Origin of the sequence: Microcoleus sp. FACHB-SPT15, assembly GCF_014849525.1 — a bacterium.
Taxonomy (GTDB): Bacteria; Cyanobacteriota; Cyanobacteriia; order Cyanobacteriales; family Coleofasciculaceae; genus Symplocastrum; species Symplocastrum torsivum.
Map to the genome: position 1 here is coordinate 83,349 of NZ_JACJNU010000051.1, position 24,524 is coordinate 107,872.

Annotated in this window: 26 protein-coding genes and 1 pseudogene; 9 read left to right on the plus strand and 18 right to left on the minus strand. The window is 44.8% G+C overall.

Translation table 11 applies throughout. The features are described 5' to 3' along the window. Positions 1 to 190: 190 nt before the first annotated feature. Positions 191 to 1,510 carry an ATP-binding cassette domain-containing protein gene (locus H6F98_RS18325; protein WP_192220136.1) on the plus strand — a complete coding sequence of 440 codons (1,320 nt, stop codon included), beginning with the start codon at positions 191 to 193 and terminating at the stop codon, positions 1,508 to 1,510. A 111-nt stretch (positions 1,511 to 1,621) separates the two neighbouring features. On the opposite strand, the gene H6F98_RS18330 is transcribed toward H6F98_RS18325, so the two are convergent. Beyond that, positions 1,622 to 1,999, minus strand: a complete 378-nt coding sequence (locus H6F98_RS18330; RefSeq protein WP_192220137.1) for a hypothetical protein — start codon at positions 1,997 to 1,999, stop codon at positions 1,622 to 1,624. Between the two features lie 322 nt (positions 2,000 to 2,321). Continuing rightward, the gene (menH, locus tag H6F98_RS18335) at positions 2,322 to 3,119 is read right to left on the minus strand and encodes a 2-succinyl-6-hydroxy-2,4-cyclohexadiene-1-carboxylate synthase (RefSeq protein WP_192220138.1); all 798 of its coding nucleotides are present in this window, start codon (positions 3,117 to 3,119) and stop codon (positions 2,322 to 2,324) included. Between the two features lie 137 nt (positions 3,120 to 3,256). On the opposite strand from menH, the gene H6F98_RS18340 reads away from it, so the two are divergent. Beyond that, entirely contained in the window at positions 3,257 to 3,502 is a 246-nt protein-coding gene (locus tag H6F98_RS18340; RefSeq protein WP_192220139.1) for a hypothetical protein, read from the plus strand. 67 nt (positions 3,503 to 3,569) lie between these two features. Here H6F98_RS18340 and H6F98_RS18345 read toward each other — a convergent pair whose 3' ends face one another. After that, the gene (locus H6F98_RS18345; protein ID WP_192220140.1) at positions 3,570 to 4,136 is read right to left on the minus strand and encodes a Uma2 family endonuclease; all 567 of its coding nucleotides are present in this window, start codon (positions 4,134 to 4,136) and stop codon (positions 3,570 to 3,572) included. Positions 4,137 to 4,463: 327 nt separating this feature from the next. Here H6F98_RS18345 and H6F98_RS34145 point away from each other — a divergent pair, with 327 nt between their 5' ends. Continuing rightward, entirely contained in the window at positions 4,464 to 4,832 is a 369-nt protein-coding gene (locus tag H6F98_RS34145; RefSeq protein ID WP_396812507.1) for a GNAT family N-acetyltransferase, read from the plus strand. Positions 4,833 to 5,349: 517 nt separating this feature from the next. Here H6F98_RS34145 and H6F98_RS18355 read toward each other — a convergent pair. The 5 genes from H6F98_RS18355 to H6F98_RS18375 form a co-directional block, all read right to left on the minus strand. Further along, positions 5,350 to 6,255, minus strand: a complete 906-nt coding sequence (locus tag H6F98_RS18355) for a DMT family transporter (RefSeq protein ID WP_192220141.1) — start codon at positions 6,253 to 6,255, stop codon at positions 5,350 to 5,352. A gap of 31 nt (positions 6,256 to 6,286) precedes the next feature. After that, positions 6,287 to 9,376, minus strand: coding sequence for a plasmid replication protein, CyRepA1 family (locus H6F98_RS18360; RefSeq protein ID WP_192220142.1), 3,090 nt, complete (start codon positions 9,374 to 9,376; stop codon positions 6,287 to 6,289). 347 nt (positions 9,377 to 9,723) lie between these two features. Then, positions 9,724 to 10,707: a GNAT family N-acetyltransferase gene (locus H6F98_RS18365; protein ID WP_192220143.1), complete on the minus strand. Its 984-nt coding sequence runs from the start codon at positions 10,705 to 10,707 to the stop codon at positions 9,724 to 9,726. 66 nt (positions 10,708 to 10,773) lie between these two features. Further along, positions 10,774 to 10,932, minus strand: a complete 159-nt coding sequence (locus H6F98_RS18370) for a hypothetical protein (protein WP_192220144.1) — start codon at positions 10,930 to 10,932, stop codon at positions 10,774 to 10,776. 43 nt (positions 10,933 to 10,975) lie between these two features. After that, positions 10,976 to 12,835 (minus strand): alpha/beta hydrolase, encoded by a 1,860-nt coding sequence (locus tag H6F98_RS18375; protein WP_192220145.1) that lies wholly within the window; start codon positions 12,833 to 12,835, stop codon positions 10,976 to 10,978. 214 nt (positions 12,836 to 13,049) lie between these two features. On the opposite strand from H6F98_RS18375, the gene H6F98_RS18380 reads away from it, so the two are divergent. The 3 genes from H6F98_RS18380 (at position 13,050) to H6F98_RS33595 (ending at position 13,930) form a co-directional block, all read left to right on the plus strand. Further along, the gene (locus H6F98_RS18380) at positions 13,050 to 13,220 is read left to right on the plus strand and encodes a ribbon-helix-helix domain-containing protein (protein ID WP_192220146.1); all 171 of its coding nucleotides are present in this window, start codon (positions 13,050 to 13,052) and stop codon (positions 13,218 to 13,220) included. Between the two features lie 71 nt (positions 13,221 to 13,291). Beyond that, positions 13,292 to 13,522 carry a hypothetical protein gene (locus H6F98_RS18385; RefSeq protein WP_192220147.1) on the plus strand — a complete coding sequence of 77 codons (231 nt, stop codon included), beginning with the start codon at positions 13,292 to 13,294 and terminating at the stop codon, positions 13,520 to 13,522. A gap of 69 nt (positions 13,523 to 13,591) precedes the next feature. Further along, on the plus strand, positions 13,592 to 13,930 hold the full coding sequence (locus H6F98_RS33595) for a hypothetical protein (protein ID WP_242058599.1): 339 nt from the start codon (positions 13,592 to 13,594) through the stop codon (positions 13,928 to 13,930). A gap of 112 nt (positions 13,931 to 14,042) precedes the next feature. On the opposite strand, the gene H6F98_RS18395 is transcribed toward H6F98_RS33595, so the two are convergent. The 10 genes and pseudogenes from H6F98_RS18395 to cysC all read right to left on the minus strand — a co-directional run. Continuing rightward, positions 14,043 to 14,711, minus strand: a complete 669-nt coding sequence (locus H6F98_RS18395) for an SH3 domain-containing protein (protein ID WP_192220148.1) — start codon at positions 14,709 to 14,711, stop codon at positions 14,043 to 14,045. A 192-nt stretch (positions 14,712 to 14,903) separates the two neighbouring features. Next, positions 14,904 to 15,473: a GNAT family N-acetyltransferase gene (locus H6F98_RS18400; RefSeq protein ID WP_242058600.1), complete on the minus strand. Its 570-nt coding sequence runs from the start codon at positions 15,471 to 15,473 to the stop codon at positions 14,904 to 14,906. Positions 15,474 to 15,612: 139 nt separating this feature from the next. Then, positions 15,613 to 16,140 (minus strand): cold shock domain-containing protein, encoded by a 528-nt coding sequence (locus H6F98_RS18405; RefSeq protein ID WP_199348626.1) that lies wholly within the window; start codon positions 16,138 to 16,140, stop codon positions 15,613 to 15,615. 132 nt (positions 16,141 to 16,272) lie between these two features. Continuing rightward, positions 16,273 to 16,803 (minus strand): Uma2 family endonuclease, encoded by a 531-nt coding sequence (locus H6F98_RS18410; protein ID WP_192220149.1) that lies wholly within the window; start codon positions 16,801 to 16,803, stop codon positions 16,273 to 16,275. A gap of 107 nt (positions 16,804 to 16,910) precedes the next feature. After that, positions 16,911 to 17,324 carry a hypothetical protein gene (locus tag H6F98_RS18415; protein WP_206759660.1) on the minus strand — a complete coding sequence of 138 codons (414 nt, stop codon included), beginning with the start codon at positions 17,322 to 17,324 and terminating at the stop codon, positions 16,911 to 16,913. Continuing rightward, positions 17,321 to 17,851 carry a chromate transporter gene (locus tag H6F98_RS18420; RefSeq protein WP_192220151.1) on the minus strand — a complete coding sequence of 177 codons (531 nt, stop codon included), beginning with the start codon at positions 17,849 to 17,851 and terminating at the stop codon, positions 17,321 to 17,323. The genes H6F98_RS18415 and H6F98_RS18420 overlap by 4 nt, the downstream gene beginning before the upstream one ends. Further along, positions 17,835 to 18,401 (minus strand): chromate transporter, encoded by a 567-nt coding sequence (locus H6F98_RS18425; RefSeq protein WP_192220152.1) that lies wholly within the window; start codon positions 18,399 to 18,401, stop codon positions 17,835 to 17,837. The genes H6F98_RS18420 and H6F98_RS18425 overlap by 17 nt, the downstream gene beginning before the upstream one ends. Before the next feature lie 23 nt (positions 18,402 to 18,424). Beyond that, positions 18,425 to 19,237: a hypothetical protein gene (locus H6F98_RS18430; protein ID WP_192220153.1), complete on the minus strand. Its 813-nt coding sequence runs from the start codon at positions 19,235 to 19,237 to the stop codon at positions 18,425 to 18,427. A 53-nt stretch (positions 19,238 to 19,290) separates the two neighbouring features. Next, positions 19,291 to 19,752 carry a VOC family protein gene (locus H6F98_RS34625; protein WP_396812510.1) on the minus strand — a complete coding sequence of 154 codons (462 nt, stop codon included), beginning with the start codon at positions 19,750 to 19,752 and terminating at the stop codon, positions 19,291 to 19,293. Further along, positions 19,729 to 20,319 (minus strand): annotated as a pseudogene (gene cysC, locus H6F98_RS33600) (adenylyl-sulfate kinase); the annotation flags it as partial. The pseudogene cysC and the gene H6F98_RS34625, both read right to left, overlap by 24 nt. A gap of 1,725 nt (positions 20,320 to 22,044) precedes the next feature. On the opposite strand from cysC, the gene H6F98_RS18440 reads away from it, so the two are divergent. The 3 genes from H6F98_RS18440 to H6F98_RS18450 all read left to right on the plus strand — a co-directional run bounded on the left by H6F98_RS18440 (position 22,045) and on the right by H6F98_RS18450 (position 24,470). Next, positions 22,045 to 23,211, plus strand: coding sequence for a response regulator (locus tag H6F98_RS18440; protein ID WP_242058601.1), 1,167 nt, complete (start codon positions 22,045 to 22,047; stop codon positions 23,209 to 23,211). Between the two features lie 127 nt (positions 23,212 to 23,338). Further along, positions 23,339 to 23,704 carry a response regulator transcription factor gene (locus H6F98_RS18445; protein ID WP_192220156.1) on the plus strand — a complete coding sequence of 122 codons (366 nt, stop codon included), beginning with the start codon at positions 23,339 to 23,341 and terminating at the stop codon, positions 23,702 to 23,704. Between the two features lie 196 nt (positions 23,705 to 23,900). Continuing rightward, positions 23,901 to 24,470, plus strand: a complete 570-nt coding sequence (locus tag H6F98_RS18450; protein ID WP_192220157.1) for a chemotaxis protein CheW — start codon at positions 23,901 to 23,903, stop codon at positions 24,468 to 24,470. Positions 24,471 to 24,524: the final 54 nt, after the last annotated feature.

Genomic DNA, 24,524 nt, shown 5'->3' on the forward strand with positions numbered 1-24,524 from the left:
GTTTCAGCCCAGGATTGAGTGGCAGGGAAATAAATATTTATCTTCCCAAGGTATGATTTCGATCAAAATCAACTTTATTGTCAAAGTACGATAGAGTTAGGCGCTTGTTGCTACTCACTTTGCTGCGTGAGCGTACTTCAGCAAACTAAATCACCGAAATAGGTGGATTATCCCATCCGTTACAAACACCGTGGCTCAGGTTATTCTCGAAAACGTTTATAAAAGCTTTCCTGGTCGCAAGGGAGAGCGAACTATCGCACCAGTAACAGCAGAACCGTTATTGACACCAAGCGATGAGGGACTCGTTGCAGTGAGAGAGACACCTTCGCCCACAGGCAGTGTCAGTGTCCTGCGGCGCATTAACCTGTCAGTGCAAGATGGGGAGTTTATGGTGCTGGTTGGGCCTTCTGGCTGTGGGAAAAGTACCTTACTACGCTTAATTGCAGGGCTAGAAGAAGCAACTGGCGGCAACATTTGGGTGGGCGATCGCTTAGTAAATGACTTAGCACCCAAAGAACGAGACATTGCTATGGTGTTTCAGAACTACGCCCTCTACCCTCACTTGAGTGTGTATGACAACATCGCATTTGGACTGCGACGTACAAAATTAGGGAATGGGGAGTTGGGAGTCGGGAGTGGGGAAGAACAGACACCAAAGCAGGTTCCTGGTTGGACGGAGGATGCATTGGTCGCCTTGACGCGATCGCTTCCTAAGGGACTACGCTATCTCTCTGATAAAGAAAAAGCAGTTGATGAACAAGTTCGCACTGTTGCTCAGTTACTGCAAATCGAGCCACTGCTGAACCGACTACCGAAACAACTGTCGGGAGGACAAAAGCAACGGGTTGCTTTAGGACGGGCGATTTCCCGGAATCCCCAAGTCTTTTTGATGGATGAACCACTCTCCAACCTAGATGCCAAACTTCGAGCAGAAACTCGTACCCAAATTGTCAAACTTCAACGGCAACTCGGTACAACAACAATCTACGTCACCCATGACCAAACCGAGGCGATGACAATGGGCGATCGCATTGCTGTCATGAACCAAGGTCAAATCCAACAACTTGCTCCCCCACTCGAACTGTATAACCAACCCGCCAACAAGTTCGTTGCCGAGTTCATTGGTTCACCACCGATGAACTTTCTCACCGTGCAGGTTAAAGCACCCCTTTTAATTCAGCACTCCCAATTCCGCCTTACGCTCCCAGAAGTCTGGAGTTCAGTATTACAAAAATATGATGGACTCTCTCTAACTCTCGGCATTCGTCCAGAACATCTAAGTGTTGGCGTTCCTGCGCCCAAAAATATACCAGTGCAAGTTGACCTTGTCGAAGCACTGGGCAACGATACTTATCTATCCGTTACTTTGGCTGAATCGTCTACTCTACAAGTCCGAATTCCACCTGATCAAGTTGTCAAAATCGGTGATGCACTTTGGCTATCAATAGCCGTAGACAAAATTCATCTATTTGACCCCCAATCTGGTCTAGCAATGCGGTCTGATTATTGAATGCTACAGGAACTTCTACTGATCTCTAAAATCTGTTGATAGCTTTGCGTCCCTTGGCAAACCTCTCGCGATCCATCACAACCCCATCACCCAGATCGGCTAATGCCATAGTTAGAGTCGAGACTCCAGTGGCTCACAAAAATTGTCTACGCCTTGCCTCATGACATACATCAGCACTGGTGTAGCGAGGATTCCAGGAAGTAGAGGTGTTGCACCTAAATAGGCAACAACAGGTGCAAATGACCCATTAAGCAAGTCTTCCCGAAATTCTTTTTGACAAATCACCGCACGGCATTTCCGAGCTAAGGCATCTAACCACTCAGCATTGTCTCGCTGTGGTTGCTGTCCAGCCCGGATTGCTAATGCGATCGCTGCATCTTCCAAATTCCCCTCACAATCCTCAATCGTGTCGAGAGCTTTCATGGCATCAGGGTTGTTTGCTAATTCAGAGCGAAACTGAGCAATTTCTTGAGAAGTAATAATGGTCATGGAGTATGTCTGGCAATTAACCCAGTATCGAACATAAATAAGCCTCTACACTATTCTGCCAAAGGTCGTAACCCGTGTCTTGCCCAAAGAGCGTGTAGAGAAGGAGAAATAGAAAGATAAGCTGCTATACGCCTAATTTTCCTGATCTGGACGAGTTGTTGGTCGATGCCATGAGAAATTGGTAATTATGGCTACTGATACACGAACTTGCGGAAGGCGATCGCATCAATGTGGTGGGGTGCGATCGCTTTTGGTGTTCAAGTTTGGATATACCTATACATCGCTTTAGTTGGCTAGATTAAAAATGTTAACTTTTGTTAAATTAACTTAAAAAACTTTGGAGATTTAGAGCAAATTCTTTTGGATTTTCAAAGTGAATATTATGACCGCAGTTACTAATTATTTTCAGTTGGGCTGATTCACATAATCTTACCATTTCGGAATTTATGGCTCTAAATTTTTCATCATACTCTCCAACTAACAGCAGTAAGTGATTTTGGTTATTTTTTAGTTTATCCCATAAAGAAGGTTGCTGTCCTGTACTTAAGCCGCGAAGTGATTTGGCTAATTCCAAAGGATTATTTTGTAAGCGTTTTTCCAACATAACATTAAAATTTGAGTGTTTATTCAAAGACGCAAAAAGTGGTTGACTATACCACTTCAATAAAAATACGGGAAAATCAATTATCTCTAATTGATGCGCTAGTTCTAAATCTCGCTGAATTCGTTCAGCTTGATCCCGTTTAGTTTTTAAACCAGGAGAGGCAGATTCAAGCACAACCCTAGAGAAGCGTTGTGGGAAATGAAGATTCAAGTAGAGAGCCAGTCGTCCCCCCATCGAATAACCAATCAAAGAGCAAATTTCAATGTTTAAATTGTCAAGTAAGTTAATTAAGCCATGAGCAGTATTTTGCATCGAGTAGTACCCATTGTCACCTATAACCTTAGTTCTTCCATGACCAGGTAGGTCAACGGCAAGGCAACAAAATTTTTCAGACAACAACGATATGACTTCATTAAATTCATTGCTGTCACCCATAAAGCCATGCAAAAAAAGAATCAGTGGCTTATCTCTATGACCACTGAACGAATAGTGAAATTTGAATTTGTCACACAGCATCGTCTACAACCACTTTGAAAGTTATATGAGAAATATCTTGCTCCGCTATAGCTGAGCGAAACTACAATACATCACCTTGCGCTTGTGTTACTGTAAATCGGTCTTATGACATTTAATAAACTGCCGAGGTGATAGTCATGCCGATGTTGAAATTAACAGTTGGGCAGGTAATTGAGTTGGTCAAGCAATTGCCACAAGAGGATAAGTACGCCGTATTGCACGCCATTAACCCGGACATAGATGCGCGGATGGAAGATAAGTTAGAACGGGAAAAAGAACAGCAGTTGCGTGCCGTGAGTGCTAAGCGAGGACTAGATTGGGATAAATTGAGTGAAGACGATCAAGAGGTAATTGCCAAGAATTTATTGCAAAAGAGCATGTAAATTTTGAGTCGTAATTCAGTAGGGTGGGATTTGCCCGCCCTGCCCCATAAAAGCGATCGCTTGCCTTCTAAGCAAACAGTCGCGCCACAGTGCAAACAAAACCAGGTAGCAGAGGACAAGTCAGCTCATCATTACTAAACAGCGTTGCAATCAGCCTTAAACTCGCTTGTTCCCGTCGATAAACCTCAATTTGTTGCGTTTGCCAATCAATAATCCAGTACTCCTGTACTCCCCGTGCTGAGTAAAGTTTGAGCTTCGCCACTCGATCTCGCCGTTCATTCTCACCGCCAGGAGATAGCACCTCAACAATTAACTCTGGCGCGGCGGTTAGATGCCCTGCATCATCTAACAGGACAGCGAGGCGTTCATTACTAGCCCAAACCACATCAGGGATAACATTATCAGCATCTGAAAAAATAATCCCTGGATTAATTGCGGTTCGTCCTAAACCAGTAGACTGTGACCATCCATCAAGGGCAGCAAAGAGCCTGCCACAAGCTTCTTGATGTTTCCAATGTGGTGATCTGGTCACTAATAACTCTCCATCAATAATCTCATAACGGTTCCCGTTATCTGGCAAGAGTTCCAAGTCGGCTGTAGTCCAGCGTAGTCGTTCATCTGTAGTCTGGCTCATACAAGCTACTCATAGCAGGGGATTGCTCATATTTTAGGATATGCAACAAAAAGGGCGATCGCACAAAGACTACGACAATCTTTAGAAGAACAAGCAAGATACCCAAACCTACCCCGAAGCTATACAAGATTGGAATGTAGTTAGAAACTCTATCAAAACTATTTTTCCTAAAATAGGAGTTTTGCTTTGAACCTTTTGGAAACCAAACGAATGTTTATTCGGCAATTAACTAGAGATGATGTAGATAACTTGCTTGGAATCTTCTCAGATTTTATAGCAATGCAATATTATCCCAATACCAAGAGTCGGGAAGAGACAGAGGAGTGAATTCGTAGGAATTTAGAAAGTTATCAAAAATATGGTATTGGGTTATGGGCAGCGATTCTTAAAGATTTAAATGGGTTTGCTGGACAATGTGGCTTAGTTGTTCAGCACGTTGATGGCAAAACGGAGATTGAGATTGGCTACTTATTTTTGAGGAAATATTGGGGGCAAGGCTTGGCAACGGAGGCAGCATTAGCTTGCCGTAATTATGGATTTACGAGCCTTAACTTTACTCGGCTTATATCCTTGATTAACCCAAACAATATGCCATCCCGAAGAGTTGCGGAAAAAATTGGTATGACATTGGAGAAGGAAGTAAAGTGGGAGAAAACGGGCAATATTATCTGTGTATATGCGATCGCACGGATGTGACGGAAGGCTGAGACTATGAAAGGAACATTGCCATAGTTCGGAAGACTTGCACCCTCCACTTCAGACCTTCATCGCCTTGTAGTTTAAATGTAGTATAACCATAACTATAGCCAACCTCCTTGATCAGATTTCATGAATCTAATCGCTTTTCTCCTTCGTTCGTCCTGGACTACAGTAGCGATCGCTGCCGTTACAGGTTCCCTAAGTGGAGCTTGTAGCACGTTCCTAATTGCCTTAAGAACTAGGGACAAACCGTATTTAGCAACCTTAACAAGGGCTGTATTCTCTCTGCTAGCCTCATAACAGCAAAAAAAGCTAAGCTATACTGCGGTATAGATCGAATTGATAAGGTCACAATTAATGAACAGTTCTGAAGGCACTTTGTTTTTAATTACTGCCGTTATCCTTCTCGTTTTTGTAGGCTGTGGCGTGTCGAGATTTGATGAGTGCAAGAGGGCAGGACAAAAAGATATTTCTTGTGTTTTTCAGTTTTGGTAAATTAAATAATAAATTGGCACTATTCCTGGGGAAAGGCTTGGAGTAAGACGACAGAACTCACGACTAATAAACCACCCAGGATTTGTCTAGCTACAAGTTCCTCTCCCAAAAAAAGGATTCCGAGCAACACAGTTACGACAGGTTCAATCGTCGATAAAATTGCAGTTTGAGCTGTTCCTAATCGGCGGATACCTGCAAATAAAGTCACAATTGGTAGCACCGTGGCGATGAGTATCAATCCGCCTACCGTTCCCACTGCAACCGGAGTCTTAGGAAAAATTAGTCCATCTCCTGAGAATGCAGTTGCAAGAAAAGAAAAGGCAGCGCCCAAGGAAAGATAGGCACTGGTTGTTACTGGGGAAACCGATCGCACTAGACGTGCCCCAAAAGTAAGATAGAGTGCATACCATCCCCCAGAGGCAACCCCTAACAGTAGACCAATTGGCTTTACTGTTGCTCCACTCAAATCAGCAGTAAGCAGACAGCCAACAAGAGCAAGACTAAGGGCAATCTGGCGATTCCGTCCTGGACGCTCTCCTTCTGTTATCCAAGCAAGAAGAGTGACAAAGGCGGGATACGTGTAGAGTAACAAGGCAGTAACACCAGCACCAGCATAAGTGAGGGCGGCAAAGAAAAGGCTGGCTTGGATGGCGTAGCCTATGGCACCCAGTAGTGTTGCCAAGATAGCTAAGCGCTTCTCTAAACGCCAGTTACCCCGCCAAACTAGCCAAGCCCAAAATACGACTGCTGCACCGAGAAAGCGCCAAGCAAGAGTACTGGGTAGATCTAATCCTTCTGCATAGGCAAGCTTTGCCAGAATTCCGAGTGTGCCGAATCCTGTGGCAGAGATGACGACTAAAGCAACTCCAACACTATCAGGTTGCGACGCGATCGCTTCTTCAGTTACTGGTTTGTTACGTGGCATGAATTCCTTGAAACCACGCTTATATTAAGCATTAAAGGAGACAAAGTTGGACATATTCAACTTCCTCTGATTCCACGGCTAGGTTTGTGTTGTCAATCAGACTAGAGCTAGAATCTTGCCAATTAGTCTCCATCCCAGAGAGCTTTCCATCCATTGCTAACCAATACTTGAAGACCTCAAAACGACCATCATCAGGGTTAATGACCTGATAAACCCTCACTCGACTTTGAGAAATTCCTTTTGTGGGAGCAGCTTTTTTGCAAGATGCTTGACGAGTACGACCAACACATCGAAGTCCGTAGCCAACTTTCTCCAATAAACGTCTGACAATCGTGATGGGTGCCGCATTCTTAGCAAGTCCAATACCCAAGGTCGTCTTGAGTGCAGCACGGTTAGAAAGTGCCAACGCTGCCATTGCCCTCAAGTCTTCATCAGTACTTCTCAACTCTCGTCCCGATTGCAGCAATACCGGGACACCTAAAAGTTCCATCGTACCAACAGATGATCCAAGTTGAGAACGGTTGAAGTCAGGAAGAAAGATGCTGCCATCCCCAAGCTCAATCAGCATTTGGGCACAGGCGGCATCCCGTTGAGCAAGATATTCCCGTCCTACGGTCAGAAAGTAGTGAAGTTGTAGCTTTAGATACCAGCCTGCGTCATCCTGAGCAACCAGTTGAGCTGTAACTGGAATACCATAGCGTCGCTTTAAATCGTGCTTCCGCTTTGCTCGTCGTTGTGCTGTTGTTTTCACCAAGCGTCTTTGCAAAGTTTGATATTCATTTTCGCTGAGGTCTTCGCTTTGTGCGATCGCATCACACTCGGCTTGATAATTTTGGTCTCTCACAGCAGCAATAATTGCTGTTAACGAATTCGTTTCGGCTTGAGCATCCTGTGCTGGGGATTGGGAACTAGGAGCTGACGAATCATCAACAGTATTCTCAATAGTAAAATCAACGGGGGGGGGTTTGATGACTTGATGACCTTCAGCTTTCAGTGCTGCCAGTACCGACTCTCGATACTGAGTCATTGAGGCATTATGCCGGACAGCCATCTTCGCCCAGCAAAGTAGCGATTCCGCCTGAAAGCTTGTTTCAATATCGTCGAGTGCATCAAAATCGGATTGCTGGAGCAACCGGACATTCAACTGTGTCAGACTCTGACCGGATGTGAGTAACGATGGAATTGAGGTGGAGCCATTGCCAACTTGATTAAAGCCATAGGGTGCCACCCAAATGAACCGGGGCAAATTTTCGCGGATGCGTCCTAAGGCTTGACGCACTGAATTCTCACTTTGAACCCCTTGGGCAATTCCCCAGACGGAGGTAAAGTGTCCTCGGATATCAATGCTTACTCCTGTTTCAATTGCAGGACTGGCTAGCACAACATCATAGTTAGCCAAAACCTCATCGAGGGAAGTCATGCAGCCGTAAGCAGGATGAGTCGGTTCCGATAAGGATTCTGAATCAATTCGCAGTATCCTTAATTTTGGGAATTTCTGTTTGAGGTAAGCCTCCAAGGTACAGGTTCCCCACTGGCTCTTAAGCTTCTGGGCACAAAGGCAAACAAACGGTTTCCCTCCAAGGGCAATATGCTTTTCCAGGTCTTGAACGAGTCTTTGAGGTGTGCTTTCTGGATAGCTGTGTACTCGCCAGGATTCATGCGCGTCGGGTTTCCAGTCGTTGTTAATGATAAATAGTTCAGGCTGGACTCCTGAGAGAGAAACCAAGTAATCAATTGAGACATCACTCAAGTCAGCATCTGCAACGAAGACTTGACCCTCACCCCCCAAAACATTCTGCATCAGGGTCTTCAACGACTTGAGGATAGGCACCCGATTGCTACTACAGGTACTAGAGTCCAACCCATGCCAGAGAACTTGTTCAACTTCATCAATAATTACAACTCCATCCGACCAGTTGATAGCATCGAAACGAGCTTGAGAGGTGGGATGAAGCGAGTCAAGACAAAGACCATAGCCAAGTAAAGCACCACTAGGGTCGTCTTTGACTTCGGTAATGTAGTTCAACCCAAAGCGTTGGCAGAGTGCCTCCACTAGTCGTATCCGATGACCAATCACTAAAATCCATTGCTTTCGCGCTAAGGCTTCTTTGACAACACCTTCTAATAACTGAGTCTTGCCTGTGCCTTTGGGGGATTTAATCGCAATCAGTTTGGCTGTATCTGGAATCGGAAGTTCGCCAAGATAGCGGCGCTTCACCCGCAAATCGGCAGGATAGGTCAGCCTTGTTAAGGATTGGGCTTTCCAAGTATCGAGAGTGGGTGCTGAGGTATAGGCTTCTTCAAATACGGTTTTACCATGAGTGGCAATCAGGTCATCTACCCCTTTCCCTAAGTCGGGGTTCCAGGTGATGATTTTGACAGGACTTCCCTGCTGAGTGAACAAGTATCCCAGTTGTCGGATAGCGGTGTTCACAGCTTTGATCGTTGTGGGTTTTGAGTCTTGATCGAAGGTGAGGTAAATGGCTCTACCTTGGGTTGCTAGTTTCTCTAACGGAGGGATAAGGCGAGACTTACCGATGCGTTTTCCTTGTTCGTCTCGTGGCACTCGATATCCGCTACATACACCAGGTAATGCGATCGCAGCATAACCTGCAGTCAGTAAAGCTCCAGCTTTTTTCGCTCCCTCAGTGATACACAAGGGAATTTCTGGGTGATCGACAAGCCACTGCCAGAAACCTTGGTCAGGTTGCTCAGAAGCGATCGCGTCTGGTGGCACTGTGAGAGAATAGCGAGCTGCGATCTGTTGCCAGAGATGCAGGGGAACCCGCAGAGCAAAGAGTCCTGTTGGCGCTAGGGGAGGATGTTCATACTTAATCAGCTTTCTGGAGTCAGCACTGTGACGCGGCTGACTCGGCTTGAAACAGCCCCACAAGTCATCAGTTCCAGTAAGTATGTCAATTCCCGAACACCACCAGCCTCCCTGTTCAATGTGTTGATAGCGTTCAAGGATGTGACCCTTAACTCGACCATCATTGCGTCTAGGGAGGGTATCGGCATACAGCAGATACTCGTAGGTATTTTGACCTTCTAAAGGGGTAACGTTGAGGTGGGTTAGCTGGTCATCGACACAGCTATTGCCCCACTCCTGAAGATGATTCACGGGCTTTTGGTGACGTTGGTTCTAGAGACTCATCCAAAATACACTACATCTAGTAGGTTATGTAAAAAACTTTGGAGAAAACCACTATTTGTAGAAAGGTACCCAAATTTCCTAAGGAATAGTCCTCTTGCATAAATCCTGCAATGCCTCCTAAATCCACGCCAGTTGCTCTACTTGGGGAGACCCCAAGACCGCACTGGCTCCCCAATTTTGGGGGACTTTGATTCAGGTTGCTTCCAGAATGGGGGGGGCTAGGGGGGCGAAAATCAACTTTTGCAAGAAGTCTAATCTTCTTTCCTTTACCCCTTCCCCCTTCACCTTTCCCCTAACTTAGAGCAAGCAGTTTACTACATATCCTTGACATACATAATCTGCGTGTACACCTTGCGGAAGCCAACCGACTCATAAAGCTGTCCTGCACCTGATGGATTCTCACTATCCACACCAAGCCTTGCTGTATCCACACCAGCTACTTTCAACCGTTGCATTCCGGCAAGTAACATAGCTCGTGCTAATCCTTTGCGGCGAAAGCCTCGTCGCGTACCTAAAGTACTAATCCAGCCTTCATTGCGTCCACTACGCTTGTTGTCTTCTGGGCTAATGTCGCAGTGACAGAAAGCGGCAAATGTCCCATCTGCTGCAACAGCAGCCAAATCCAATTCAGGCTTGTAGTCCGGGTCAGTCAGCCAGTGTTTGTAACTCTCAACAGTTAAATCGTGATGATTCCAGTGGTCAATAAACGACTGGTTGAATAGCTCAATCCAAGCTTCGGCATCCTCATTGCTTCTGATTTGACGGATTGTGAAACCATCTGGCAACTGGAATTCTGGGATAGGGAGAGAAAGCGATTGCTCCATCGTGAAGAAGTAGCGGTCAGCTATGAAACCGCAGCTTTCTAGCAGCGCAATGCGATCGCCTAGCGCTTTTGAAGGAGAATCGGATTGGTTAGCGCGAGAGCCAGAGCGCAGCTTTACCTGCACGCCACGCTCTTGACTGACCTCGCGCATCCGTCCTTCTGCCCACGCAACGATCTGCCTTTCGAGATCGCCGCCCCGTGCCGTGGGGAGGACGCGAAACCATAGAAAACCATCAATTACTTCACCTGTCGGGGGAATCCACAACCTACCCATACCCACTAGCTGACTGTCTGCATCTTTCCAGAGGCGGATATCACGCGACTTATCCAGTGATGGCTCATCAAATTGTTGCTGGAGTTCGGAGACTGAGGTGCCTTCATCAAGTTGATCGACTGCCTCACAGGTATTTATGAGGTTGGCGATCGCTTCTAAATCCGCGTCACCTGCATACGGGCGCATGGTTAGAGTAAGCATAAAATTAGCCTAGAGAGGCGTAAGCTGCAGCAATTAGTAATTGAAGTCTTATTTACTACAATTATACTACAAACGATTTCGTTCGCCTAGACTTCTAGTAATTTTTTTATACCTTGACACGAGTAGCGATCGCATACTTGGATGACTAATGCTTCGGTTGAGTGCGATCGCCTCTTCTTTTCTTGGGTGGAAGGGTTTGGAAATAGATGTTGGGTTTCCTTGCATCAAGCTAATTTATGGTGATGGGCGATCATACTAACAGTTTGAGTTACAGACGTGTGAGAACACGCCAGAGTAACCACAGGTAAAGCATGAAGGCAAGTGTTTTCTGCCACTCAGCGATGTTCAGGGAAAGAACAACCCAGCCTAACCAAATGATAATGATTAGAATGAGTCCCACAACTAGATATGGTACTTTGCTCAGTACGCTAATCAAAGGGACTTGCTTTTTGCTTAAGAGCGGTTTCAACCTAGACAAATGCGAATCTTCCACAGTTCCTGAAACGATGAAGTCGGCAATAGTTTCCCAGTTATCTTCCACGAGTGCTGCTCCATGATTCCCCTCAATGTACTCGACCTGGAAGATGATATCTCTATCTCCATCTTTCACTGAGCCTCCTCGGAGGTGCGGATGAAGCCAAGGTAAATCTTTGAAGACTTTGAACCCATCATGACCTGCACTTCCCAAAGCCTGCCATCGCATGAACGGGAAAACCTGGAAAAATTTTGGAAAGAAAGCGACAACCCAATCCCCAGTGGCAACAAAGTTAAGTACCTTCGCTACCTGACCCCGTTTTATAATGGGCAACCAATCATAGTCAACACGGACGACGCTGCCTGCAAACACAATATGTTTGAATCGGCAGCAAGGGTACTCTCGTAGTGCTTGAGCAATTAGATAGGTGCCGTTACTATGACCAACATAGTGAAACTCAGCATCGGGATAGAGGGCTAAGTTCTCAGAGTACTGATCCATCAACCACTCTACCTTGTCCCGGCGACGGAAAGGAAGGAGAAAAGACAGCATGGGGAAGTAGCCGTATGTAGAAGTTTCCGTCGCATAAATTTCATTGCCCCCTAACGCCCGAATCTTACGAGCGATCTTTTTCGTCCAGTAACCGCGATCGCGGATGCCGTGAATGACGAAGACGACGTGCTTTACATCTGAGTTGGATGTCGGTAATTGCTGCTCGTCGGGGAAAATCTTATGTTTTTTCAAATCTTCAAGGCTTCCTTTGAGGGCAAGCCTGAATATATCCGCTCTCCTTTTTCCCTCTGGCGTGTCATCCATTACGACAATATTGAAGTGCCCCGTCTTGGGAACATCGAGGTAGATAAATTGGCTCCCTGTGACTAGATCGATGTTGTCCTCCGGGGAGACAACGTCATCAACGGAACCAAGAAGCTGCACAGTTAGAGCATCACCTACACCTCTTGCTGGGGCTTTCTGAAGCATGGTGAGCCACTGGACGCGAAGCTGAGTGATAAAGGGTGCACCACGGCGAATGTTGAAGATCAGTGGCTTTTTGCCGACAAGGGTCATGAGGTTGCCTAAGACAACCCCAAAACTGTAAGTGAACGCAGTGAGTGGTGACAGATGGTGGGAGATCTGCCAGCCTCGGTTCATACCTGCAAGAAGGACAATCCGCTCCACTTTTCGTGCCCATGCTTTGCCTTGATTGAATTCCGCTAACGTCCTTTCAAAGGGAGCTTTCTTTGTCTCGCCACAAGCACAGACGTAGACTTTCCGGGCAAGGAGTGATCCCATACTGAAACCGACCAGGACAATTTGGTCGTATTCCTTCTTCCCTTCAAACCAGTCAATCAGCCTCACCACATCCCGGACGACGATGAGGCAGTCAGCAGTTGAGAAGATCCCAGCAGGAAACTCAGGAATGAGGAGGTCAGCATCCGACAGTTCCTGATGTACGATCTGGGAGACGTAACAAAGGCTTTGTGTGCCAGTAGTGTAGCCTTGCAGGAGGACAATAAGTTTTCTCCCCTCTCCCTTTTTCCAGTAGAGGTGCTTAACCTGGTCAACCTCAATCCCAAAATCTTTCGGCGTTTCTACTAGGAATTTGATACCACCAATATCAACGTTGTTGTTTTTCTCAGGAGAAGTATTCACTCTTATACCTCGTTAATACTCTACCTGGCATAACACTGATACTCCTTCATCATCACTCGTTTGTAACACACAGCAATCTAGTTATCTAACGTTGCCGTGGGGCTTTTACCCAGCTTCGACTAGTGAAATGGTACTACCAGGGGCTATAGCTACCCTTTATCAACACTTACAAAGGGGATAAGCTGATGGCATCTAAAGAAGATGACTGCTGGAAATGGCTGAGAAAGAAGAGACGGCTGTGATTAAAGTCACGGTTCCTAAGCGCTTGCATGAAAAACTGAAAAAAATCTCCCAACAGACTGGAGTCCCTATGTCCACGCTGCTAGTTATGGCGGCTGTGAAGGAATACAACCTCGTAGATGAACAAGAAAGAAGTAGCTCTTAGTATACTCCGAGTACCCTTCAAGGGTACTTTATGGTATTGTTCAGAGAATAGTCAACTCTGGAGATCTACTGATGAATCAAGACGAACTAGAAGCCCTAGTCGATGAACTGGGCTTAGTTTCGGTTGTCAGCCTATTGGCGACTATCTGCCATGACAAAGCGCAACAGACTTTGAGGCTGAAGGGAAAGGACGCTACCCTTTACACCGCTTGGAACAAAAATGCTTTCCTGCTCAGACAGTTAATGACCAGGCTACGACCTACAGCCAACTATGACCCGGAGCTAGACCTCACAGGCGACTGACTACCAGACAACCAACAATTCTCTTGCATCGCCCATCGGCTGTGTCTTCGGTTTACACTGGCTCTACAAATGGTTGTAATTTCACGCGATCGCTATATGCCTGAAATAGTTGAGATACCTATTGAGCTGACTCGCTTTCAACTTCCTGAAGCTGTCCAGAAGCGTCTTCAACTATTGCTTGATCGCCAAGACGCAGGTGAAGAGTTGACTCAAGCAGAGCGACAGGAAGCAGAAGGACTTGTCGAGTTGGTCGAGTTTTTATCTTTGCTCCGCTTGCGATCTAAGCCATGTCCTGCGATCGCGAAGCGCTGCTGCGTTTGCGAAGCATTAGCGAGACTTCGAGCGTCAGCGCAGATCGCAAACTGTTCAAAATTTGCGGAACTACAGCAGATCGCACAATTAGCATAAATACTGAGTAAAAGCAGAGGTTGGGCAACAAGCATCAACCCAACCTACAGCGATAGGGAATCTTACTCCCCTACAGGCGAGAGAACTGATAGAAAACTTCTACCGTCTTGCACTAAGGACAAGAAAATTCTGAACCCAGATTTGTGTTAGGGAAGCCACTCGAAATCCAGCCAGTCGAAGGGGCTGTAATCCTAACCCAGGTTCGTCCTTGACTATCTTGTTGAGTTTCTTGCGGACTTGCTAGCCTGACTGTATTTCCCACATATACCCCAGAAATCCTTGGAGCAGAACTAAGCGGAGTGTTACGGACAGCTAATCCCTCTGGCGGAGCAATCACCTTGCGGCACATATTTGCTCCCGTTTGTGAGCCTCCTGAAGAGGGGGGTTGAGTGTCTGGAGGGCGAGTACCGCCTGGGCAAGGTTTGAGATCGCCTGCTCGAACATAGCCAGCGATCGGGAAACTGATGGCAACCCAACCACCAGCACCACTGTCGGCAAGAGTCACTTGTTCGTCCGGAGCAAGAGTTCTGATCGATTGACTGGAGGTTGAACGCTCTGGATAGATAAAAATCCTTTGATTGGCAGCACGGCATTGCCCAACTACCGATTGCGCGAGTTGAATGTTGCCCTGATGCCCAGATGAGTTCAATTCTGGTTTTTGTGCAACATTGCCTGTCGTGGTATCGGTAACAGCAGTCGAGGGAGCGTTCAGATACCCTACAATACTCAGCCCTAAAGCCAAGATAGTAAAAGGCTTGCCCCAAGAGTTTATTGTTTTCATTTATACAACCCCTCATTACACCAAGATACTGGAGCGATCGACTCCTAGAGTCAAAAATGCCAAGAGGTAGAATTGGCTTCAAAAGAACTAATCCGTTGGCAAACGGTGTTTACTAACCTGCCTCCAGAGTTGAATAGCTCTTGAATGTCTGACCTCTTGAAAGCCTGGGAATCATTCAGCCCATAAAGAAGATTAGTGCAAATCGTCATTTAGGCAAAGAGCGAGTTCGATGTCAAGCGATCGCACATTTATGTCCTCTGTTCGCAATTTTTCAAAATAAAGCAGCGGATGTCCATTGACGACTTCTCGCCCCGTTCGCCTCAAACCTAGCTTCTCAAGCACCCGTACAGAAGCAGTATTCGGCTCGTCCACATCTGCTCTCACATTGGGAACGGAAAGAGTCTCCAAGGCATAACTCAACACAGTACTGGCTGCTTCCGTTGCGTAACCATATCCCCAACGATCGGGATGAATTCCATAGATTAAACTGGGAGTCCCTTCCTCCGAATGCAAGAAGCCAGCAAAGCCTACAAGATGGTCAATGGTACGCTCAAAGACGAGCCAGAGTCCATACCCATACTGTTCAAAATTCGCGAGACTGTCTTCAATGTGCGATCGCGCCTCATCAGACGAGATTACGCGGTTGTCGAATAGGAAATACCGGATATGATCATTTGTCCAGAGCGTGTGGACGAGTTGAACATCCTCTATCTGGCAAGGTCGAAGCTCTAATCTGGTTGTTTCAAGTACACAAGTCATCATCAGATTTTAGGTTGCGATTGATTGCTGCTATATCTCACATCGGTTTACGCGCAATGAATGCCGCATGAGCTTTGGGTAGAGTGTACTGACCATAATTACGCATGATTTCAACTTGAAAACCTACTTGATGAAGTTACAGCTACCTCGGTGCTTTACGCCAACCATTTGCGATCGCTTCTGACTCAGTACAAAACCATTTCTCCCCCTTTTCTATATCGATAAGTGTTGATTCATAATCTTCCATACCCGGAAGATGGTAAACCTTGTTTCCTGTATCAATTGAGATGTTGCCTTTGATAGTGCAGTTTGGTTTTGTGATGAATGTAATTGGAGAGGGAGAACGACTAGGGCTAAACTCCATTGTAAAAAGTGCGATCGCAGCTATAACACCAATACCGATAACTGTCTCGAGTAACCCGTGTTTCTTCACTTTCTGCTTTGTTGGCAAAGGTCGAGGTTCAACCCCATGAATTGAAGCTTTAGAGGCACGCACCTTTCCATCTGCCTCAGTTACTAAGTCGTAGAAAATTGTATCTCCGACTTTTGGACGGCGACCTGCTCCCTTTAAGGCACTAATATGTAGGAAAACTTCTTTCCTACCATCATCTGGTTTAATAAAGCCGAAACCCCTGTCATCTTTCCATGTCACCAATTGACCTTTATGCATAACAGGTTTTATGAAACAGCCTCATTGTCTGTAGGCGTTTTGTAGTGTTCTCATGCACAGATGAAGTGATCAGACCAAACTTATGCCGCGTATTTCGTAATTATACAAAGTGCGATTTAAAGGTCTGTTCAACTATCTCAGCAACCGTTGCACATCAATTTGAATTTGTCCGAGCTGAAGAACGCCTGTGGAGACAGTCTGCTGTGTAGTGTACTGCCCGTTGGCTGGGTTGGAGTAGTGAATCACTTTAGCGTCTTTGAGATCCACCACGAGGTAATCAGCAATTCCTGCTTCTGCATAGATTTCTCGCTTGATGCCCGTATCTTTTTTCTGAGTGGTTCTAGCATACTCCACAATTAATCGCACCTCTTCAGGGGTAGGATGCCTGGTGCTATAGTCTAGCTCGCGCACAATTGCAATATCCGGTTGAGGCTCAGAATCTGTCAGAGTAATGGGTTTTCCCTGACGTGACCACCATCCCTCCCCAAACGATCGCTCTAAATAACGGGCAGCGGTTTCGCAACGATGGGCATGTTCAGGGCCTTCAGGAGGCATGTCAATAATACTTCCTCGCAACAATTCACAATTAGACTCAGACAGTACACCTGTCTCGACAATGCGGTGATAGTCTTCTAGCGTCCAATGATGCAGGAGCGTCGTCATCTGTCTGCCCTAGTTGCTAGGTTTAATTTTACCTCAACCTACTAGCACGTCTAGCTTAAAATGCTGGCTTAAATATGGCTGAAATGCCTGAAAATCGTTAACTTATCTCAACTGGCGGCGATTGCAACTAGGTAGATTGATAATCCTAGGATGATAGACAGATTCTGCCATGCCCAGATAGAGGAACCACATGCTATTGCTATGGCAACCCAATCTTCCAAAACTAGGAGGCTGCCTTGCCAGTTGTTAACTTTAAAGCAACTGCGAAGTTTACGAAAGATTGCTGAGCTGAAGCGATACCTTTTATATAGACGCTCACCTTTGGAAGGCTCACTTTGGGCTTGGGTGCCACTTCCATTATTCTCGGCACTAGCTTGAACTTCTGCGAGTTGATCTTGGAGTTGCTTACTCTTTGCAAGTCCAACAAGCGTTGGAGTTAAGAGTGAGTTTTGCATAATATCGCGATAAATTTTGAGTGGCTTTCCTAAGTCCAGTTCGGGATTTTGTCGAAGTGCAATCAAGTTGAAAAGAATGCTTGTATGGCACCTAACGTAGCTGCCAGCAGCACTACCAAAGCTGGGTTAAGTAAGCGTCGAGCTGTCAATAGCGCAGCTAAAACGCAGACACCGAGACTAAAAATATCCCCTGTCATGTTCTGCCCAAGGTTCCAAGCAGCAGCCGCCATTAAACCTAGAGTTATTGGACCACAAGCCGCATGAAAGCGCTCAATCCAGGCCGGAGGACGTGGTCCTCCGGCAAGCCACGCTACAGTAGCTAGCACGAAGGAGGTAGGGCCAAACATGCCGAGTCCGGCAGCTAATGCTCCTGGCAAACCAGCTACCTGATTGCCAATGTGAAAGACATGGAGCATATTGGGACCTGGTACAAATAGACCTAGTGCAATAGCGTGAACGAAAGCTTGATGACTCATCCACCCGTGAACAATGACGACTTGGCGTTCCATCTCTGGAATCATTGCCATTGCGCCACCAATGCTGATTAGATCTAGGTAAGCAAACGTGAAGAATAGATCAAACAGGATGTTCATCGTTTCCCCTTTTGCTTTTGTCCAAGTACCAAACGATAGGTGCAATGAACACGATCGCTAAAGGTACGGGTATCCTGATAATTCCTACGAGTACAAACGTGATTGCTGCGACTAGCAACCGTATACGCTCACCTAAACGACAGGTTAGATTCCATACCATTCCTAAAATTAGCCCGACGGCTGCCGCTGCTACCGCAGAAAGTATCCCTTGGAACACATGCTGTTGAGGTGCGGAAGACAGGAACTGAGATGCCAAGAGGATTGCCAAAGTCCCTGGTAACAACAAGGCGATGGTGGCAAGGAAGGCACCCCAAGCTCCTTTAAAGTGCCACCCCAGATAGGCTGAAATGTTCGTACCATTTGGACCTGGCAAGGACTGAGACCAATTTAGAGCTTCTAGATACTCCTTTTCAGTCAACATGCCTTTCTGTAAGAAGTCATGCAAAAGGTAGGCAGGCACTGCCCCGCCAAAAGACTTAGCTCCAACCTTTGCAAACAGGAGGATAAGAACCCTCAGTGGGGGAGAATTTATTTTGTGCTGTAGATGCATTTATTTGGTTTATTGTTTTGCTTTTAAGCGCTCTTAAGATTTTCTCCTAGTGGATAATACACATTAGACAAGGCGGCAAACTTTTCATGCAGTGGCTTTAAAGTCATTTCAATTTCTTCTCGCTCCTCACTTGTTACCAAGGATCTTTGCCATCTGTCTTTGTTATTTTCGACGGCATAAAAGGACGTAGATTCTCTCATGTCCTTATGTTGTAGTCTTGTGAATGTTTCTTGATGACCTTCGCCACAACTGATATCGTTAACATCAAAGGGCTTGGTCCAATGAATCATATTATCTGTAAAAGGAATGTCCCAACGGCTACAGATCAATTGAAAAACCTTGTGGGGATTTTCTAGCAAATGCTCTCTTGTCAAGCAAGTAATTTGGTCTGAAATGTCTTGATTCCTCATGAATGTATCATGAGTATGTTTATAGGCAGTTTTGAACAAATTAAAGTCACAAACTCCTTCCCAACCTTTCTTCCCAGCCGCTTTTAATTTTTTCCACGAACTCCAAGTTTCTACTGGATCTCGTAACAGAAAGATAGACCTGGAACGTACAACAGATTCTTGATCTGGAAATGCTTCAAAAGAGCATTCTTCCTGAAAGGCATGACCAAAGGTTTCCTTGATGAAAAAGATTTTTCCAGGGTTTTGTGCAAAAGTCTTGTGAGTACCATCAAAAATACTGTAACTAGGACTTTTACCTTCCCGAACACCTTCTTTTATAGGTTGAAAGAAGCAATGTACATCAGGATTTTGAGCCATAGACCGCATAAAAGCTGTACTGCCACTTCTGCATGGAGAAATAAGAACTCTGATCGTTGGTAGCGCCATTTTTTAACCCTCTCAAGTTATTGAATACGAAGCCTAAACACCTACTTTCCTCGTTAAGCCCAAGTTCCTACGGGAACCCTAGTAAAAGATTTGATTTCGATCCCATGACCAGATGGATCTTCCAAAAACATTACATGTTGTTCGTGTCCCTTACCAATGAAGCGTATGTGTGGCTTCTTAATGAACTTAATACCATAGTCAATTAGTCGCTCTTTCAGGCTTAAAAATTCTTGAAAAGTTAGAGCGGCTCCAAAGTGTGGAACTGGTACATCCTCTGCATCTACTTCTCTCTGAATATTTTTCGCACTGTACCCTGGTACATGGTGACAGGTAAGTTGACAACCATAAAAGTCAAAGTGAATTGATGACCGACCAGTTCGACGTTCTGAAACACCAATAATGTCTTTGTAAAAGTTCCGGGTTAACTCAAGTGAGTCAACGCTAATTGAGAGATGGAAGGGAATATTGCTGGACGTTTTTTGATTCTGAAAATAGCCTAACTCTGTTAGCTTCACTAAAATTTTAGTTGCGCTTTCATCAACGGATTCTTTGTCAGTTCTGCATTCGACATCAGGGGAGAGTGGTGATTCATAGGGATCATCAATACCAGTAAAGTGCTTTATCTCCCCAGCTCGTACCCTCTTATATAACCCCTTGACATCTCGCTGTTCGCAAACTTCCAATGGCGCATTAACGTACACTTCAATGAAATCCCCAATGCGTTGCCGCACCTCTTGCCGAACGCTACGATAGGGTGAGATGGCTGAGACTATTACAAATACACCATTTTGTGTGAGGAGATCAGCCATAAAGCCAATGCGACGAACATTTTCGTCCCGGTCTTCTCGGCTAAACCCTAAGCCCTGAGCTAGGTTTTGCCGTACCACATCACCGTCAAGCACTGCAACTCTGTACCCCTGCGTCCGTAGTTCTTTCTCCAAAAACCGACTGATGGTGGTCTTGCCCCCACCACTCAAGCCAGTCAACCATATTGTCACACCACACTTTTGCTCCTCATGCCTAATCACACCTAAGCTAGGGGTCAAACTAATTTCCTGTAAGACTTGAGTATCTATAGACATGTCAATGCACTCCTCTAGGTATTTACGAAAAGGACATGGTACTTGCAAATAGCACGAGCAGAATGTTTGTATCCTAGAAAATCAGGACAATGCAACCTCAACTGAGTTAAGGATCGTGATCGTCTATAAGAAGTCTGGAAGTAAGCTTGCTGATGAGCTTTTGAGCTACTAAATTAAGACAAGACACTGCCGATGAGGAACATATAGCTGCAATTGATTGCCTTACCAAGGCAGGTTTCCTACCTATACAATTGAGTCAGCTTCTGAATTGTGGACAAGGTACAACTGGTTTAAATAGTTGAATGCCTCATGAGTGGCTACTTTCCTACCAGGGCGTTGTCCAAATCATCACTATTGCGTGTCCCTTCATCTTTTAAAGGGTAGAAATTTGATATGAGGGCTAGATAGAGCTAAAACTATTGCGTATGGCTCCGCGTAAGGGTCGAGTGTAAACAAGTTGAATTGTGAGCCAATCGTTCTGCATTAGTCCGAACTCCAGTAGATTCATGCTTTATTCGCTTCTTTCAGAGGATAACTCATGAAAGCTTTACCTGTAAAGTCTTTTTTTTAAAACTATCTCTAGACAGAGAATATGACTTTGATAAAACGTTTGTAAGATTTAATACAGTATTTAGTTAACTTTATTTTTAATGTAATTAACAGCTACAGTTCTGCTGAGTTGTACCTTGTAGAGATAGTATGATGTCATTGAGCTGTTTTAATTGGAAGACTAACTGCCTTCACATTATCTTTATAAAGTGGGTAGTATTATAAATTTATTAAAAATTTAATTAAGTCCTCATTAAGGATAAGGAAAGCTCCAATATTACATTGATAGCTTTGCGACGAATCAATTTAAAACTGTATTTATATTTCAAGCTTTCACTCAAAATAAAGATCTATAAAGATTAAAAGTGAGATCTTCAGTTTTTTCCTGCAACCGTATTATGTGTAATACACATAAGGATATTATTCGTGGTAGCAAGTATTAGCAACAAATTCAAGTAACTTTACCGAATCTTCATTCAGAATTGCCTAACATACAAGGGTTCTGTCTCTGCTTTTATTTAAGCTGATTCGTTGCAGTAATTTATGAAACATTATTCTCGGCTCACTGATTAAATCCTATAAGCATTGAGAAGCAGAGCTTATGTCATAAGACTACTATTTCACCCAGTTAATATTGATATGGAATAATTCAGAAAAGACTGGAAGCAACTAAACATAAATTCACAAATTATTCACTTATAAATACTAGATTGTTATAGAACTAAATTCTCCGAAAGATACATGATTAAAATACAGCAACAAAATAAAGCAGCCATAAATTCATTAATTCTAAAAATTACAGCCAGAAAATAAAAAGGAGATAAATTTAACCAATTGAAGATGACATCAACACATAAGAGTGCTAAAAATGATAGGGGTGACTATGTAATACACGTAATAAGCGCTGTATTCTGCTAAAGTTCTAAATCAATCCATATACATAGGCTTTTTCAGCTTCTAGCATTTAACGCTAGAGGGAAAGTGTCATGCTAGTTAATGTCAGTCAACTAGATGCTGTAAGTCTTAAATAGTCAGGGTTTTCATCTGTAGATTAGGTGCGTCTTAGCTTATTTCAAACGCTAAAAAATTACGTTTAGGCGTATTATTGGTCACTTAATCACGGAGATAGAAAGAGTGATGTCGGTTCAGGAAACTCCTCCTTTTGCCTCATTTAACATGTTTACTGCTTCAAAGCAAATTCAGTTTCTCGCAACTTTGAAACAGATTCGGTTTAGCGGTCAATTGGTATTAACTGAGTCAAAAGGACAACAATGGAGCTTTTATTTCTACCTTGGTAGCATCATCTATGCCACTGGAGGAATTCATCCAGTAAGACGGTGGCGAAGAAATTTAGTAGCCTGTTGTCCTCAGATGCCGAATCAGCGAACAGCGTGGCAACAGGATTTAGCGGCACTTGAGGCTACCCCATCCATCAACTGTTGGGAATATCAACTGTTGTGCTTATGGGTGGAACGGCAAAATATCACTCGTGAACAAGCCACTCAAATGATTCGAGCTGTGATTGCAGAAGTGTTATTTGATATCGGGCTAGCCATTCAGGTGACTTCTCAAATCAAACAAGATACATTGACATTATCTACACCTCTTGGCTTATTTGATGTGCAGCAAGCCCTTACAGAAGCTCATCAGCTTTGGCAAGTTTGGCGGGATGCTAAGGTAGCTATTTGTTCTCCTAACAGCGCTCCTGTCATCAAAAAACCTAGAGAACTTCGAGAACGCATAGCTGCACAGGTTTACCAGAACCTAAGTAAAGTTCTTAATGGGCAAAACACATTGCGTGATCTCGCCTTACTTATGAGGCGAGATATTGTGCAGGTAACCCGCTCACTCCTGTTTTACATTCAAATGGGGCTGGTGGAACTTGTTAATATTCCTGATTTACCTGCTCCCATTGGTACACCTGTTCCTAGGACACCTGTTGCGATCGCAAATCCAACTGGACCTTTGGTAGCCTGTGTAGACGATAGTCCTCAGGTTTGCCAAACTATGGAAGCACTGCTTACAGCATCAGGCTATCAGTTTGTCGGTGTGGAGGATGGTCTACGAGCGTTCTCAATCCTGATAGCCCGTAGACCAGAGGTGATCTTTTTAGATCTAGTGATGCCAAATACCAACGGGTATGAAATTTGCGCGAAGTTACGCAAGCTTGCGTTTTTCCGTAATACACCAATCGTGATCTTGACTGGAAATGACGGCATCGTTGATCGAGTGCGAGCCAAGCTTGTTGGTGCCTCAGATTTCTTGAGCAAACCAGTCGAGTCCGAAACCGTCCTAAGCGTTGTCCATAAACACTTAGAGCAGGGTGCTCAACAGTTGAATTAAGGATTTCAGGGTTGGTTGAAACAACCTCTCTTAATCCTGTGACTTCTCCGGTGTACTAGGAGATAAGCCTACTAAGCTGCAATCCTTCATTAACTACGTCCTGTTGTTTATTAAATCAGTGAATGCCATGAGTACTGTCCTCGTTGTTGAAGATTCCCTAACCGAGATGCAAGTTTTAACTCGCTGTTTGCAGCAAGGAGGACTTGATGTCTTGACTGCCATTAGTGGTGAAGAAGCCTTGACCAAACTCAATAGCCAGAAACCTGACATCATTATTCTTGATGTCGTCCTCCCTGGCTGTAGTGGATTTGAAGTCTGTCGTGAACTAAAAGCAGCGGCGGAAACCAGCAGTATCCCAATCGTGATTTGCTCAACCAAAGGAGGCGAGATGGACAAATTTTGGGGCATGAAACAGGGAGCAGATGCTTATCTAGCTAAGCCAATCGACCAAGAAGAATTTATCCGCACGGTTAAACAGCTAATCAAACGATAAACCGGAAAGAAAATTGCTAGCCAACTTTTCTTTACCCATAGCTTGTAAGGGTGGGCATTGCCCACTCTAGGCAAAAAAAGGATATGTGACAAGCTTTCTATTCTGACCTTGAGAATAGCTAGCTTCCCTATAGTGGAGTGTAGTTCGGTGTTCGCCTAATTGTTTTTGGAGACTTGCTAAGCCTGAGAGGAAATCAATGTCCGACTCTTTATCAATCCGAAATTCCCTATTACCGTCAACTATAGATGAGATTAATCGAGTCTCTCCCTCCGACAAAGCAAGCGAACAGTTTTTGCGATTTCATCTTTTTCCCAATACAACCGCATTACTACCGATTCAACAGCTAACTGAGGTGCTAACGATTTCCAGAGATCAGATTGTACCAATTTTTCAGATGCCCCCGTGGGTAATGGGTGTTTACAACTGGCGGGGTGAAATTCTCTGGATGGTCGATTTAGGTCACTTAGTTGGTTTGACTCCTTGGCACCAACAGCCGATGAGTGCTTCAGAGTACCCAGCGATTGTGTTGCAAACTCGTGCCAACTCAACAACACCGACTAATACTAATAGCCAAATGCTAGGTATTGTTGTCAACCAAGTCGAAGATATTGAGTGGTGTAATACAGACTGGATTCAATCGCCACCGTCATCTACGGTAACCCCTGAACTGACACCATTTCTGCGGGGATATTGGTTGAAACCCAACGGTGACATGCTGGTAGTCATCGATGGCAAAGCAATTATTGCTGCGATGCCCAAGCTGTAACAGAATTCGTTATCAAGTCTAGGAACTTACTTTTATACAAGTTACTGCTATTGG